Here is a 15518-nt window from a genome sequence, read left to right on the forward strand (position 1 = left end):
TCTGATGGGTTCGCAAGCCCGCTTGTCTGCACCCCTCTCCCGCCTGCGGGAGAGGGGTGCCTGTTGCCAGGCGCTGGAGGAAGGTGGCTTAAGCCGCTTCCGCCAGCGGCGCCTGCGCCTTGATGCCCATCTCGCGCAGCACCTCGCCAATCGCCGTCACCACATTGCGCATCTCGTTGTCATCGATCGCACCAATGCACCCGACGCGGAAGGTCTCCATCTGCGTCAGCTTTCCCGGATACAGGATGTAGCCGCGCTCGCGCACCCTGGCGTAGAAGGTCTTGAAGTCATAGCGCGCGTCGGCCGGCGCATGGAAGGTGACGATGATCGGCGCCTGCACCGCCGCCGGCAGGAAGGCGCGGAAGCCGAGCGCGGCCATGCCCTGCACCAGCGTGTCGCAGTTCCTGCGGTAGCGCGCGCCGCGCACCGGCTGGCCGCCTTCTTCCAGGAACTGGTCGAGCGCGGTGCGGAAGGCCGCCACCACATGCGTGGGCGGCGTGAAGCGCCACTGCGTGGTCTTCTGCATGTAGACGTACTGGTCGTACAGGTCCAGCGCCAGCGAGTGGCTGTTGCCCTGGCTGGCTTCCAGCACGTCTTTCCTGACCAGCACGAAGCCCATGCCCGGCACGCCCTCGATGCACTTGCCGGTGGCGGCCACCAGCGCGTCGAACGGCATGGTGCGGGCGTCGATCTCGATCGCGCCGAACGAGCTCATCGCGTCGACGATCAGCCCCTTGCCCAGCCGCTGGCACAGCGCGGCGATTTCCTGCAGCGGGTTGAGCACGCCGGCGCCGGTCTCGCAGTGCACCTGCGCCACGTGCGTGATCGACGGGTCGCGCCGGATGGCCTCTTCGATCAGCGCGGCGGTGGCGGGCTGGTCTTCGGGGATCGGCAGTTCCACGCTGGCGCGGCCCAGCACCTTGCAGATCTTGAGGATGCGCTGGCAGTAGGCGCCGTTCTGCGGCACCAGCACCTTGCCGTCGCGCGGCACCACGTTGGCGATGGCGGCTTCCACCGAGAAGGTGCCGCTGCCCTGCATCGGCACGCACACATGGGTGCCTTCGCCGTGGACGATGCGCACCAGGTCGTCGCACAGGCTGCGCGTGATGGCGTTGAAGGCGGCGTCCCACGAGCCCCAGTCGCGCAGCATGGCCTGCTTGGTGGCGAGCGAGGTGGTCAGGGGGCCGGGGGTCAGAAGGATCGGGTCGTTGCCGCGAATCATGGTGAGCTCCTGATTGGGAAGGAGTGGATACAAGGGAATGTCAGTCGTTGCCCTGGCGCCAGGCCTGGGTCTTGCGATCGAGCACGCGTTGCAGCAGGTAATAGAGCAGGCAGGCGAAGGCCGAGGTCAGCACCACCAGCGTCGCCATTGCCGCCGCGGGGCCGATGTCGCCGGATTCATCCAGGTTGACGATCTCGACCGAGGCCAGCTTGGTGTCGGCGCCGTACAGGAACACCACCGCCGAGACCGTGGTCATCGCATTGATGAACAGGTAGCGCGAGATCTCCAGGATGGCGGGCAGGCAGGCCGGCACCGTGACCTTGAAGAAGGTCTTGTAGAAGGGCACCTTGAGCGAGGCGGACACGGCCTCGAACTCGCTGTCGAGCTGCTTGAGCGCGGTCACGGCGGTCAGGTGGCACGACGCGTAATAGTGGACGATGGTCACCAGCACCAGGATCCCCAGCGTCTGGTACAGCCCGTGCATCGGGTTGGCCTGCGGCACGAAGAAGAAGATGTAGCCCAGGCCCAGCACCAGCCCGGGCACGCCCATCGGCAGCACCGCCATCAGCCGCACGAAGCTGCGCAGCCAGTCCATGCCGCGGGTCTTCTCCAGCAGGTAGGCGGTGGTGAAGATGAACACCGGCCCGATCACCGCGGCCAGTCCCGCCATGCGCAGGCTGTTCAGGTAGGAATCGACCACGCCGCCCTCGACCAGCCCCACCCGGTAGTGGTTCAGCGACAGCGAGAAGTTGTACGGCCACAGCTTGACGAAGGACGCGTAGATCGCCATGCCCATCACCGCCAGCATCAGCGCTGCCATCAGCCAGCAGAACACCGCCATGGCCAGGTCGAAGCGGCGGCTGCGGCGCGGCACGTAGGGCACCGAGCGTGCCGACATCAGCGCCATCTGGCGCCGTTGCACGCGCGCATCGACATAGTAGGTGACGGCCACCGGCACCAGCAGCATCAGCGACACCACCGCGCCCTGCGAGAAGTCCTGCATGCCGATCACCAGCTTGTAGATGTCGGTGGCCAGCATATGGAAGTTGCCGCCGATCACCTTGGGGATGCCGAAGTCCGAGATCGCATAGGTGAACACCACCATGGCCGCGCTGACCAGGCCGTAGCGCGCGCCCGGCACGGTGATGGTGAAGAACTTGCGCACGGTCGAGGTGCCCAGCGCATCGGCCGCCTCGTACAGCCGCGCGTCGGTCAGCGACAGCGCGGTGATCAGGATCATCAGCGCATGCGGGAAGGTGGCGAACACCAGCGAGGCCACGATGCCCAGCGGCCCGTAGATCTGCGTGCTGCCCATCCACGGCTTGAACAGCCCCTGGTTGCCGAACCAGAAGATGAAGGAGATCGCCGCCAGCAGCGATGGCGCCAGCAGCGGGATCAGCGCCAGGTTGCGCAGCAGGCCCTTGCAGGCGATGCGGCTGCGCGTCAGCGCATAGGCAAAGCTGAATGCCAGCGGCACGGTGATGCAGGTGGCCAGGGCAGAGACCCACAGGCTGTTCCACACCGAACGCAGCAGCGCGGGCGACTCGAGGTACGCGCGGAAGTGCGCGATGCCGGCCAGGCTGCCGTCGCGGTTCTGCACGCTCTTGGCCAGGATCATCACGATCGGCGCCAGCACGAAGCAGGCGAGCGCCAGCGCGGCCAGCGCCAGCAGCACGTGGGCGAGGCGGTCGGTCCAGTGCGCGCGCACGGCGGTGGCGACCAGGGCCGGCGGCGCGGGCTGCGCGCCGGGGTTGGCAGGCCCGGCCGGCGCGCTGGTGGCGGTGGCGGGGACGGTATCGGTGGCCGGCATGGTGGCAGACGTATTGGCCGGCGCCGCAGTGAGGCTCATGCGCATGCGTGGCGGAAAATGCGGATACGGTCAGCGGGAATGGCCAGGCGCAGCAGGTCGCCGGTGTTCGGGCGCAGCTCGTGCAGGTCATTGAGGGAGAGGTCGGCGTACAGGGCGCCGGACGCTGCGTCAGGCAGGCGCAGCGTCAGCCGCGAGAACGCACCGAGGAACTCGATCTTGTCCACGGTGGCCTCCAGCACGTTGGGGCCATGCTGTTCGATGCCGCGCACGCAGACGTCTTCGGGGCGGAAGAACACCTGCACGTCCTCGTCGGCGCAACAGCCCGGGGGCGCGGCGCAGCGCATGCGCACGCCACCCAGCTGCAGTTCGCCGTCGCCGCAGACGCGCGCGCCCAGCATATTGGTCTTGCCGACGAAGTCCGCGGCGAACGGCGTGGCCGGGCGCTGGTAGATCTGCGCCGGCGTGCCCACCTGCTCGATCGCGCCCTGGTTCATCACCACGATGCGGTCGGCCATCGACAATGCCTCTTCCTGGTCGTGCGTGACCAGGATGGTGGTGATGTTCAGCCGCTGCTGCAGCGCGCGGATCTCGCTGCGCAGCCGCACCCGCACGCGGGCATCGAGCGCGGACAGCGGCTCATCCAGCAACAGCAGGCCGGGCGAGGTGGCCAGCGCGCGTGCAATCGCCACGCGCTGCTGCTGGCCGCCGGACAGCTGCGCCGGGTACTGGTTGCCGCGCTCGGGCAGCCCCACCAGCGTCAGCAGCTCATCCACGCGGGCGCGGCGCTGGTCGCGCGGCATGCGGCGGTTGACCAGGCCGTAGGCCACGTTGTCCGCCACCGTCAGGTTGGGGAACAGCGCGTAGGACTGGAACACGATGCCGTAGTCGCGCTCCATCGGCGGCAGCGTGGAGATGTCGCGCCCGCCCTGGTGGATGGTGCCGGCGCTCTGCGATTCCAGCCCGGCGATGATGCGCAGCAGCGTGGTCTTGCCGCAGCCCGACGGGCCCAGGAAGCACAGCAGCTCGCCCTGGCGCACGTCCAGGTCGATGTTGTGGAGTGCCACGAAGGCGCCGCTGCTGCCGCCGAAGCGCTTGTGGATGCCTTTCAGGCTGAGGTAGGTCTCGGCCGTGGATGGGGAGGTCTGCATGGCGTGGGGCCCGGTGTGTTCTGTTGGGAGACCCGGCGTCCTCTGCCCCAGGTGGGGCGAGGGCGCAGGTACACGACGGCGCTCAGGCGCTCAGGGCTGCTTCTCCGACTTGCTGGCATAGCGCTTCTGCCACTCGGCCAGCACGCGCTCGCGGTTCTTGGCGATATGGCTGAAATCGTTCTTGACCAGCATCTGCTCGTAGTTGGCCGGGATGGTCTCGATCTTCCTCGCCACGCCCGGATAGGCGACGATGGCCCAGTCCCTGGCAAACAGCTGGTTGGCCTCCTTGCTGGCCAGCCAGTCCATATAGCGCTGCGCGGCCTCCATTTTCTTGGTGCCCTTGACGATGCCGGCAGCCTCGATGTCGTAGCCCAGGCCTTCCTTGGGGAAGATCATCTCGATCGGCGCGCCCGAGGCCAGCGTCTTGTGCGCGCGCAGCTCGAACGAGATGCCGATCGGGAACTCACCCGAGCCGGCCTGCTTGCATGGCTTGGAGCCCGAATGGGTGTACTGGGCGATGTTCTCGTGCAGTGCATCCATGTACTTCCAGCCATCCTGCTCGCCATAGAGCTGCAGCCAGGCGGTCACGTCCAGGAAGCCGGTGCCGGAGGAGGCCGGGTTGGGCATCACGATGGTGCCCTTGTAGACGGGCTTGGCCAGGTCCTTCCAGGTCTCGGGGCGCGGCAGGTTGCGCTTCTTGGCTTCGATGGTGTTGAAGCAGATGGTTGCGCCCCAGACGTCCAGCCCCACCCAGGACGGCGGCGTGGCCTTGTCGCTGTAGTCGCGCGTCAGTTTCTCGAAGCCCTTGGGCGAGTAGGGCGCCAGCATCCCTTCCTGCTTGAGCAGTTCCAGGCTCGACGCAGCCAGCCCGGCGATCACGTCGGCCTGCGGGTTGCCTTTTTCAGCGAGCGCCTTGGCGGTGATGACGCCGGTGGAGTCGCGCACGTACTTCAGTTCGATATCGGGCGCCACCTTGGCAAAGCCCTCGGCGTACGGCTTGAGGGTCTCGATCTCCCACGCCGTGTAGACGGTGAGGGTGGTTTTCTGGGCCAGCGCCGTACCGGAGGCGGCTAGCGCAAGCAGGGCGGCGGCGGTGCGCAGGGTGGATCTGAAGGACGGTTGCATGGGGACTCCTTCTGGCATTGTAGGTGGAGATATGTGTCGATTTGGTGAATATGTTGCAATGCCACGAGGCGTGCTGCACAACATTGAAACACCGATAAACCCTTGTGCTACAACACTTGCAAGGCATATGCCTGGCTTTCAGCGCTCTGTTATTTACCTTGCGCGCTGTACCGATGCCTTGATTGTTGACAATATACAAACCGCTTGCTTTAATGGCAATAAGGATTTTCGATACTGCTTAATCCGTCACAAACGGGGAGTTTTCATGTCACGCCAAGCGCCGCTGGCGAGCGAAATCACCATCCTGCAGAGCCAGTCCCTGACCACCCTGGTGCAGCGTGAACTGGAACTGCGGATCATGTCGGGCGACCTGCCACCTGGCGCCAAGCTCAATGAGATCGAGGTGGCGGGGCAGCTGAACGTGTCGCGCGGACCGGTGCGGGAAGCCTTCCGGGCGCTGGAGCAGGCCGGCCTGCTGCGCACCGAGAAGAACCGCGGCGTGTTCGTGCGCGCCATTTCGGTGGAGGAAGCCGATGAGATCTATGAGCTGCGCGCGGTGCTCGATGAATTCATCGGCCGGCAACTGGCCGCCCGCGTCACGCCCGAGAGCCTGCGCGAACTGCGCGCCCTAGTGGAGGCGCTGGACGCGGCCAGCCAGGCGCGCGATGTCGACGAATACACGCGGCTGAACCTGGCGTTCCACGACCGCATGGTCGATCTGGCCGGTAACCGCAAGCTGCTGGACACCTACCGGCGCCTGGTCAAGGAGCTGACGCTGTTCCGCCGCGAGGCGCTGTCCGGCAGCCACGCCGCCATGCCCGATTCCACCCGCGAGCACCGCGCCATCGTCTCGGCGATTGCCGCGCGCGACGGCGAACTGGCCGCGCGCCTGATGCGCGAGCACGTGGAGCGTGGCCGCGCCCGCATGCATGCCGCCGTGGACCCGGCCAGCGCCGACAGGGGTGCTGCCGCCTGAATCCGACTGAATTTACTGAAGCTGACGACCCCGATCGCGCCTACGCACAGGAACCCACCATGCCCGACACCAATACCCGCACCCTTACCGTCAACCAGCGCACCTACCGCTGGATGCAGCAGCCTGTCGTGGTGGTCTGCGTCGACGGCTGCGAGTTCGACTACCTGGAAGCCGCCGCCGCCAGCGGCCGCGCGCCCTACCTGAAGCGGCTGCTGGAAGCCGGCTCTGCCTTCCGCGGCGCCTGCGTGGTGCCCACCTTCACCAACCCCAACAACCTGTCCATCGTCTGCGGCGCGCCGCCGGCGGTGCACGGCATCTGCGGCAACTACTTCTTTGACCGCAGCGCCAACGGCGGGCGCGGCGAGGAAGTGATGATGAACGACCCCAAGTACCTGCGCGCCGGCACCATCCTGGCCGCGTTTGCCGATGCCGGCGCCAGCGTCGCCGTGGTGACCGCCAAGGACAAGCTGCGCCGCTTGCTGGGCCATGGCATGCAGGGCATCTGCTTCTCGTCGGAGAAGGCCGACCAGGCCACGGTGGAAGAGAACGGCATCGACGGCGTGGTCGAGCTGGTCGGCATGCCGGTTCCCGACGTGTACAGCGCGGAGCTGTCTGAGTTTGTCTTCGCCGCCGGCGTGCGCCTGATGGAAACGCGCCGCCCGGACCTGATGTACCTGTCCACCACCGACTATATCCAGCACAAGTTCGCACCCGGCTCGGACGGCGCCAACGCCTTCTACGCCATGATGGACAAGTACCTGGCGCGGCTGGACGAACTGGGCTGTGTGGTCGCGCTGACCGCCGACCACGGCATGAACGCCAAGCACGACGACGCCACCAAGGCGCCCAACGTGATCTACCTGCAGGACCACCTGGACGCATGGCTGGGCCGCGGCGTGGAAGACGGTGGCGCGCGCGTGATCCTGCCGATCACCGACCCCTACGTGGTCCACCACGGTGCGCTCGGGTCCTACGCCACCATCTATCTGCCCGACGATGCGGACCCGGCCGCGATCCAGGCCCGGCTGTCCGACCTGCAGGGCGTGGAAAGCGTGCTGACCAACGCCGAGGCCTGCGCGCGCTTCGAACTGCCGCCCGACCGCGTCGGCGACCTGGTGGTGACCAGCGACAAGCATGTGGTGCTGGGCACCAGCCACAGCCGCCACGACCTGTCCGGGCTGGACGCGCCGCTGCGCTCGCACGGCGGCGTGTCGGAGCAGACCGTGCCGCTGGTATTCAATCGCGCCACGGCCGGTATCCCCGGCAAGGCCCAGCTGCGCAACTTCGACATCTTCGATGTCGCGCTGAACCATCTGCACTGAGTGCATCGAGCCGTACCGAACCGTGTTGACCGGAGGAGACTTATGAACGCCCCCCATTTCCGCGCCGAGGCCCTGCGCATCGACGGCCAGAAGATCGTGCGCGAGCGCGTGATCGAAGTGTGCAACCCGTATGACGGCACGCTGGTCGGCACCGTGCCCAAGGCCACGCTTGACGATGTGCGCCGTGCCTTCGAAGTTGGCCAGGCCTACCGCTCCACGCTGACGCGCTATGAGCGCGCCGCCATCCTGAACCGCGCCGCCGCGCTGCTGCGCGAACGCACTGAGGAGGCATCGGACCTGATCACGCTGGAATCCGGCCTGTCCAAGAAGGATTCGCTGTATGAGATCGGCCGCGTCGCCGACGTGCTTGGCTTTGCCGCCACCGAGGCGCTGCGCGACGATGGCCAGCTGTTCTCGTGCGACCTGACCCCCCACGGCAAGAAGCGCCGCGTGATGACCCAGCGCGAGCCGCTGCTGGGCGTGATCTGCGCCATCACGCCGTTCAACCACCCGATGAACCAGGTGGCGCACAAGGTGGCGCCGTCGATCGCCACCAACAACCGCATGGTGCTCAAGCCGTCGGAAAAGGTGCCGTTGTCGGCGTTCTACCTGGCCGACCTGCTGTATGAAGCCGGCCTGCCGCCGCAGATGCTGCAGGTGATCACCGGCGACCCGCGCGAGATCGCCGACGAGCTGATCACGCACCCCGCCGTGGACCTGGTGACCTTTACCGGCGGCGTGGCGATCGGCAAGTACATTGCCAGCAAGGCCGGCTACAAGCGCGTGGTGCTGGAGCTGGGCGGCAACGACCCGCTGATCGTGCTGGACGACGCCGACCTGGACCGCGCCTCGGACCTGGCGGTGCAGGGCTCGTACAAGAACTCCGGCCAGCGCTGCACCGCGGTCAAGCGCATGCTGGTGCATGAAGCCGTGGCCGCGCGCTTTACCGAACTGGTGGTGGAGAAGACCCGCGCGTGGAAATACGGCGACCCGATGGACCGCGGCGTGGACATGGGCACCGTGATCGACGAGCAGGCCGCGCAGCTGTTCGAGGCCCGCGTCAATGAGGCAGTGGCGCAGGGTGCGCGGCTGCTGGTAGGCAACCAGCGCAACGGCGCCAGCTATTCGCCGACGGTGCTGGACCGCGTGGACCCGTCGATGACCGTGGTGCGCGAAGAAACCTTCGGGCCGGTTTCGCCCATCATCACCTTCCGCGACGTGGACGATGCCATCCGGATTTCCAATGGCACCGCGTTCGGGCTGTCGTCCGGGGTCTGCACCAACCGCATCGAGGATTTCACCAGGATCGCCAATTCGCTGCATGTGGGCACGGTCAACCTGTGGGAAGTGCCGGGCTACCGCATCGAGCTGACGCCGTTCGGCGGCATCAAGGACTCGGGGCTGGGGTACAAGGAGGGGGTGCAGGAGGCGGCCAAGAGTTTCACCAACCTGAAGACGGTCACGCTGCCCTGGGCGTGAGGGTGCTGAAGTACTTGGGGAGCTTGAGCTTGCCGCTGGTTGGCTCCCTCTCCCGCTTGCGGGAGAGGGGGCGCGCTGTCGGTCGGGGGCGGGCCCATGGTCCTTGGCAAACCACAGCAGCCGCTGCGCTAGAATCAGCCCCCAATACCTGACGCTCCCGGAGTCACCGTGCTCGCCGAACAACGGCAGAAATACATCCTCGACCAGCTGTCCGCCACCGGCGCGCTGGCCATCAGCGAACTGGTGACCGAGCTCGACGTCTCGCGCGAGACCATCCGGCGCGACCTGAACGCGCTGGCCGCGCGTGGCCTGCTGGTGCTGACCCACGGCGGCGCGCTGGCCTCGGACCGCACCGAGCCAGATACCCAGACCCGCGCCGCAGTCAATGCGGAAGGCAAGCGCGCCATCGGCGTGCGCGCGGCGGAGCTGGTGCGCGACGGCGCCTCGCTGATCCTGGATTACGGCACCACTACCCACGCGGTGGCGCAGGCGCTGCATGGCCACCACAACCTGCTGGTCTACACCAACGACCTTGCCATTGCCCAGCTGCTGGGCCGGCGCAACGGCAACCGGGTGATCGTGCTGGGCGGGGAGCTGCAGGACAACGAAGACGCCACGCACGGCTGGGACACCATTGAACAGCTGTCGCGCTACCACACCGACTTTGCCTTTGTCGGCATCGGCGGCGTCACGCCGCGCGGCGAGATCTGCGACTTCTCCCGCGCCGCGGCGGAGCTGCGCAGCCGCATGCTGCTGGCCGCCGACGTGGCCTGCGTGGTCGCCGACCACACCAAGTTCGGCCGCAATACCGGGGTCAACATCAAGCATGGCGAGCAGGCCGCCTGGCTGATCACGGACATGGCGCCGGAGCCGGAACTGGCCGCGGCGCTCAAGGAGCGGGGCGCCAGGCTGCTCATCGCCTGAAGGCCGGGGAACCCACTCGCTGGACACAACGCTGTCCGCTGATCGCACGGAAATCCCGCCGCATGCACTAAAATGCGGCTTTCACGCCGCTGTCACAGGTGTTTTGACTGTCATGTGCCCCACGCTGGTGCTAAAGTGCTGCGTTGTCCGACAGGCACGGCCCGCCGTGACTGTGCGGACAACCGGAGGCCACCCACCTTCCATCGGCGCAACGCCCGACGGCACCACAGACCGGCACCAAGCCGGCAAGGCTGCCGGATCCAGCCACTCCAGCACAGCAAGAGACATCCGTGAATTCTCCCTCCCTTGACGCATTCCTGGCGGGGGTTGCCCGCCGCGACCCCAATCAACCTGAATTCCTCCAGGCCGTGAAGGAAGTGATGATGACGCTCTGGCCCTTTGTCGAGCGCAATCCGCGCTACGCCGACCAGGCCCTGCTCGAGCGGCTGGTGGAGCCCGAGCGCGTGATCCAGTTCCGCGTGGCCTGGACCGACGACCAGAACCGCGTGCAGGTCAACCGCGCCTTCCGCGTGCAGCACAGCTCGGCGATCGGCCCGTTCAAGGGCGGCATGCGCTTTCACCCGACCGTGAACCTGTCGGTGCTGAAGTTCCTGGGCTTCGAGCAGACCTTCAAGAACGCGCTGACCACGCTGCCCATGGGCGGCGGCAAGGGCGGCTCGGACTTTGATCCCAAGGGCAAGTCCGATGGCGAAGTGATGCGCTTCTGCCAGGCGCTGGTGACCGAGCTGTACCGCCACCTGGGCCCGGATACCGACATCCCGGCCGGCGACATCGGCGTGGGTGCGCGCGAAGTCGGCTTTATGGCCGGCATGATGAAGAAGCTGTCGAACCAGTCCGCCTGCGTCTTTACCGGCAAGGGCCTGGCCTACGGCGGCAGCCTGATGCGCCCGGAAGCGACCGGCTACGGCACGGTCTACTTCGCGCAGGAGATGCTGCACCGTCGCGGGCGCGCTTTCGACGGCCTGCGCGTGCTGATCTCGGGCTCGGGCAACGTGGCCCAGTACGCGGCCGAGAAGGCGATCGAGCTGGGCGCCACGGTGCTGACGCTGTCCGATTCCGGCGGCGTGCTGCATTACCCGCAGGGCATGACCACCGAGCAGCTGGCCGAAGTGATGGCCTTCAAGAATGAAGAGCGCGGCCGCCTGTCTGACTTTGCCGCCCGCCACGGCATGACCTTCGAAGCCGGCCGCACCCCGTGGCACGTGCCCGCCGACGTGGCGCTGCCGTGCGCCACCCAGAACGAGCTGGACGGCAACGACGCGGAGACCCTGCTCGGCAATGGCGTGATCTGCGTGGCCGAAGGCGCCAACATGCCGTCGACGCTGGAAGCCGTGGACCGCTTTGTCGATGCGAAGATCCTCTACGCCCCGGGCAAGGCCAGCAATGCCGGCGGCGTTGCCACGTCCGGACTGGAAATGTCGCAGAACGCCATGCGCCTGTCCTGGCACCATGCCGAGGTCGACGAGAAGCTGCACGCGATCATGAAGGACATCCACCAGAACTGCATCCACCACGGGCAGAAGGCGGATGGCTATATCAACTACGTGGAAGGCGCGAACATCGCCGGCTTCGTCAAGGTGGCCGACGCCATGCTGGCGCAAGGCGTGATCTGACCTGAAGTTCCGGCCGGCGCAATGCCGGCCGTTGCCGGGCGGGTGCACGCACGCACCCGTCTGGCGCATCTCCCCCCGATTCCCCCCAGGCAGTAGTACCCACCCCGCAGCGCTGGGCAGCGCCCTCACGCCCGCCATTTCCCGCCACGGCCCGCCGCCCGACTGCATCTTCCGATTATTCGCAAATCGCGAACACTGTCCTCGGACTTTGCTCCGTAGTCAGTGCACGGCGCCTTGCCTACTATGCACGCACACCAGACGAATGCTACTGGTGAACGAATGCAGCGGTAGCGGCCACTAACCTCTTAGCCTATCCAGGCGCCCCCTGACCGGAGATCATCATGACGAACCCCAAGCTCGAAGTCCTGACCCCGCAAAACAGCCAGCTGATCTTTATCGACCACCAGCCGCAGATGGCCTTCGGGGTGCAGTCGATGGACCGCCAGGCCTTGAAGAACAACACCGTCGGCCTGGCCAAGGCGGCGAAGATCTTCAATATCCCGACCACCATCACCACGGTGGAAACGGAGTCGTTCTCGGGCTTCACCTACCCGGAACTGCTGGATGTGTTCCCGGACCACAAGCTGCTGGAACGCACCTCGATGAATTCCTGGGACGACCAGAAGGTGCGTGACGCCCTCAAGGCCAACGGCCGCAAGAAGGTGGTGGTGTCCGGCCTGTGGACCGAAGTCTGCAACAACAGCTTTGCCCTTTGCGCCATGGCCGAAGGCGACTATGAGATTTACATGGTGGCCGATGCCTCCGGCGGCACCTCGAAGGAAGCCCACGACTACGCCATGCAGCGCATGGTCCAGGCCGGCGTGGTGCCGGTCACCTGGCAGCAGGTGCTGCTGGAATGGCAGCGCGACTGGGCCCACCGCGACACGTATGACGCGGTGATGAAACTGGTCAAGGAGCACTCGGGCGCCTACGGTATGGGAGTGGATTACGCGTACACCATGGTCCACAAGGCCGCGCAGCGCACCGCCACGCCGCATGAGGCGCTGGCCGCCGTGCCTGCCCGCTGAGCCGGCACCGAACCCGCCGCAAGCTCACCCGATCCCCCTTCATTGCATCCAGGAGCCCCATCATGAGCATCATTACGACGCAGGACGGCACACAGATCTTCTACAAGGACTGGGGCAGTGGCCAGCCCGTGGTCTTCTCCCACGGCTGGCCCCTCAATGCCGACGCGTGGGACGCGCAGATGCTGTTCCTGGTGCAGCAGGGGTTCCGGGTGATCGCCCATGACCGCCGCGGCCACGGGCGATCGGACCAGCCGGCGCAGGGCAACGACATGGATACCTATGCCGACGACCTGGCCGCGCTGCTGGACGCGCTGGACCTGCGCGATGCCACGCTGGTGGGGCATTCCACCGGTGGCGGCGAGGTGGCGCACTACATCGGCCGCCATGGCACCGCCCGTGTCGCCAAGGCGGTGCTGATCGGCGCGGTGCCGCCGATCATGCTCAAGACCGCGGCCAACCCCGGCGGGCTGCCGATCGATGTGTTCGACGGCATCCGCAAGGGCGTTGCCGACAATCGCTCGCAGTTCTACCAGGACCTGGCGACGCCGTTCTTTGGCTTCAACCGGCCGGGCGCCAAGGTCTCGCAAGGCACCATCGATGCCTTCTGGGCGCAGGGCATGGCCGGCGGCATCGTGGGCCAGTACGCCTGCATCAGGGAATTCTCGGAAGTGGACTACACCGAGGACCTGAAGAAGTTCGACGTGCCCACGCTGATCCTGCATGGCGATGACGACCAGATCGTGCCCATCGACGCTTCGGCGAAGCGGTCGGTGGAACTGGTCAAGGGCGCGACCCTCAAGGTGTATCCGGGCGCTTCGCACGGCATGTGCGTGGTCAATGCCGACCAGGTCAACGCCGACCTGCTGGCCTTCCTGAAGGCCTGAGCCCGATGTCAGTCACCCGCCGGCAATTTATCGCCTCGGCCGCCGCGCTCGGCGCGGCGCCTCTCTCGGAGACCTTCGCCATGTCGCCTGGCAGCCAACCCAGCCTCATCCTCGTCAACGGCAAGTTCGCCACGCTCGACAAGTCCAGGCCGCAGGCGGATGCCGTTGCGATCCGCGACGGACGCTTCGTCGCCGTCGGCACGCGCCAGGACATCATGAGGCTGGCCGGCGCGCAGACCAAGGTGGTCGACCTGAATGGCCGGCGGGCCATTCCCGGGCTGATCGACAGCCATATGCATATCATCCGCGGCGGCCTGAACTACAACATGGAACTGCGCTGGGACGGCGTGCGCTCGCTCGCCGACGCCATGCGCATGCTGAAGGAACAGGTCGCGCGCACGCCGGCGCCGCAATGGGTGCGGGTAGTGGGCGGCTTCACCGAGCACCAGTTCGCCGAGAAGCGGCTGCCGACCATCGAGGAACTGAATGCCGTGGCGCCCGACACCCCGGTCTTCATCCTGCACCTGTACGACCGCGCCATCCTGAACGGCGCCGCACTGCGTGCCGTTGGCTACACCAAGGACACGCCGAACCCTCCGGGCGGCGAGATCGTGCGCGATGCACGCGGCAATCCCACCGGCCTGCTACTGGCCAGGCCCAACGCGACGATCCTCTACGCCACGCTGGCCAAGGGGCCGAAGCTGCCGCCCGAGTACCAGAAGAACTCGACACGCCATTTCATGCGCGAGGTGAACCGGCTCGGTGTGACTGGCGTGATCGACGCCGGCGGCGGCTACCAGAACTATCCCGAGGACTACAACATCATCGAGGAGCTGCACAAGGCAGGGCAGCTCACGGTGCGCCTCGCCTACAACCTGTTCACGCAGAAGCCCAAGGAAGAGCTGAGCGACTTCAAGACCTGGACGTCGACCGTCAAGCCAGGCCAGGGCGACGACCTCTACCGCCACAACGGCGCCGGCGAGATGCTGGTCTACACCGCTGCCGATTTCGAGGACTTCCGCGTCGAGCGCCCCGAGATGGCGCCGTCGATGGAAGCCGACCTGGAGCCGGTGATCCGCCTGCTGGCCGAGAAGCGCTGGCCGTGGCGCCTGCATGCGACCTATGACCAGACCATCACGCGCGCGCTCGACGTCTATGAAAAGGTCGCCAAGGACATCCCGTTCAACGGCCTGAACTGGTTCTTCGATCACGCCGAGACCATCTCCGACCGCAACATCGACCGCATCGCCGCGCTTGGCGGCGGCATCGCCGTGCAGCACCGCATGGCCTACCAGGGCGAGTACTTTGTCGAGCGCTACGGTGCCAAGGCCGCCGAAGCCACGCCGCCGATCAAGAAGATGCTCGAGAAGGGCGTCAAGGTCGGCGCCGGCACCGATGCCACGCGCGTGGCCTCTTACAACCCGTGGGTGTCGCTGTACTGGCTGACCACCGGCAAGACCGTGGGCGGCATGTCGATGTACCCGCAGGCCAACCTGCTCGACCGCGAGACCGCGCTGCGGCTGTGGACCGAGGCCAATACCTGGTTCTCTTCCGAAACCGGCAAGAAGGGCCAGGTCAAGGCGGGCCAGCTGGCCGACCTGGCGGTGCTGTCCGCGGACTATTTCAGCGTGCCGGGCGACGAGATCCAGGACATCACCTCGGTGCTGACCATCCTCGGCGGCGAAGTGGTCTATGGTGACGGCGACTTCGGCAAGCTGTCGCCCGCCATCCCGCCGGCCATGCCGGACTGGTCGCCGGTGCGGCACGCGGGCGGTTACCAGCCGCGCCCGCAAGCCCAAAAGCTGGCCCTGAACACCGCCTGCGGCTGTGCCAGTTCGTGCGGCGTGCACGGCCATGCGCATGCCAGGGCCTGGACGGCCGGCGTGCCCACCTCGGACGAGAGTACGTTCTGGGGCGCGCTGGGTTGCTCATGCTGGGCGTTCTGATGCCGCTGCATTGCCGATAC

The 15518-nt window shown here is 66.7% G+C and carries 12 protein-coding genes; 8 read left to right on the forward strand and 4 right to left on the reverse strand.

What is annotated here, in order from left to right:
* Positions 1-88: 88 nt before the first annotated feature.
* The 4 genes from AC3WVS_RS03310 to AC3WVS_RS03325 all read right to left on the reverse strand — a co-directional run bounded on the left by AC3WVS_RS03310 (position 89) and on the right by AC3WVS_RS03325 (position 5305).
* Positions 89-1222: a 2-aminoethylphosphonate--pyruvate transaminase gene (locus tag AC3WVS_RS03310; protein WP_492317365.1), complete on the reverse strand. Its 1134-nt coding sequence runs from the start codon at positions 1220-1222 to the stop codon at positions 89-91.
* A gap of 40 nt (positions 1223-1262) precedes the next feature.
* On the reverse strand, positions 1263-3077 hold the full coding sequence (locus tag AC3WVS_RS03315) for a putative 2-aminoethylphosphonate ABC transporter permease subunit (RefSeq protein ID WP_492317366.1): 1815 nt from the start codon (positions 3075-3077) through the stop codon (positions 1263-1265).
* Complete coding sequence (locus AC3WVS_RS03320) at positions 3068-4180, reverse strand: putative 2-aminoethylphosphonate ABC transporter ATP-binding protein (protein ID WP_492317367.1); 1113 nt, start codon at positions 4178-4180, stop codon at positions 3068-3070. Before AC3WVS_RS03320 ends, AC3WVS_RS03315 begins: the two co-directional genes overlap by 10 nt.
* 90 nt (positions 4181-4270) lie before the next feature.
* Complete coding sequence (locus AC3WVS_RS03325) at positions 4271-5305, reverse strand: putative 2-aminoethylphosphonate ABC transporter substrate-binding protein (protein WP_492317368.1); 1035 nt, start codon at positions 5303-5305, stop codon at positions 4271-4273.
* A 265-nt stretch (positions 5306-5570) separates the two neighbouring features.
* Here AC3WVS_RS03325 and AC3WVS_RS03330 point away from each other — a divergent pair, with 265 nt between their 5' ends.
* From AC3WVS_RS03330 to AC3WVS_RS03365, 8 genes are all read left to right on the forward strand, one after another.
* Entirely contained in the window at positions 5571-6281 is a 711-nt protein-coding gene (locus AC3WVS_RS03330) for a phosphonate utilization associated transcriptional regulator (protein ID WP_492317369.1), read from the forward strand.
* Positions 6282-6340: 59 nt separating this feature from the next.
* Positions 6341-7603 (forward strand): phosphonoacetate hydrolase, encoded by a 1263-nt coding sequence (gene phnA, locus AC3WVS_RS03335; protein WP_492317370.1) that lies wholly within the window; start codon positions 6341-6343, stop codon positions 7601-7603.
* A 42-nt stretch (positions 7604-7645) separates the two neighbouring features.
* Positions 7646-9082: a phosphonoacetaldehyde dehydrogenase gene (gene phnY, locus AC3WVS_RS03340; protein ID WP_492317371.1), complete on the forward strand. Its 1437-nt coding sequence runs from the start codon at positions 7646-7648 to the stop codon at positions 9080-9082.
* A 168-nt stretch (positions 9083-9250) separates the two neighbouring features.
* The gene (locus AC3WVS_RS03345) at positions 9251-10006 is read left to right on the forward strand and encodes a DeoR/GlpR family DNA-binding transcription regulator (RefSeq protein WP_018308927.1); all 756 of its coding nucleotides are present in this window, start codon (positions 9251-9253) and stop codon (positions 10004-10006) included.
* A gap of 290 nt (positions 10007-10296) precedes the next feature.
* Positions 10297-11640, forward strand: coding sequence for an NADP-specific glutamate dehydrogenase (gene gdhA, locus AC3WVS_RS03350; RefSeq protein WP_492317372.1), 1344 nt, complete (start codon positions 10297-10299; stop codon positions 11638-11640).
* 341 nt (positions 11641-11981) lie between these two features.
* Positions 11982-12668, forward strand: a complete 687-nt coding sequence (locus AC3WVS_RS03355) for a hydrolase (RefSeq protein ID WP_010812814.1) — start codon at positions 11982-11984, stop codon at positions 12666-12668.
* A gap of 62 nt (positions 12669-12730) precedes the next feature.
* A complete protein-coding gene (locus tag AC3WVS_RS03360; RefSeq protein ID WP_492317373.1) occupies positions 12731-13552 on the forward strand; it encodes an alpha/beta fold hydrolase in 822 nt (273 codons plus the stop codon).
* Positions 13553-13557: 5 nt separating this feature from the next.
* Positions 13558-15498, forward strand: coding sequence for an amidohydrolase (locus tag AC3WVS_RS03365; RefSeq protein ID WP_492317374.1), 1941 nt, complete (start codon positions 13558-13560; stop codon positions 15496-15498).
* The last annotated feature ends 20 nt before the right edge of the window (positions 15499-15518 follow it).

It is taken from the genome of Cupriavidus sp. CPT47-8839-RL05A, assembly GCF_058792255.1.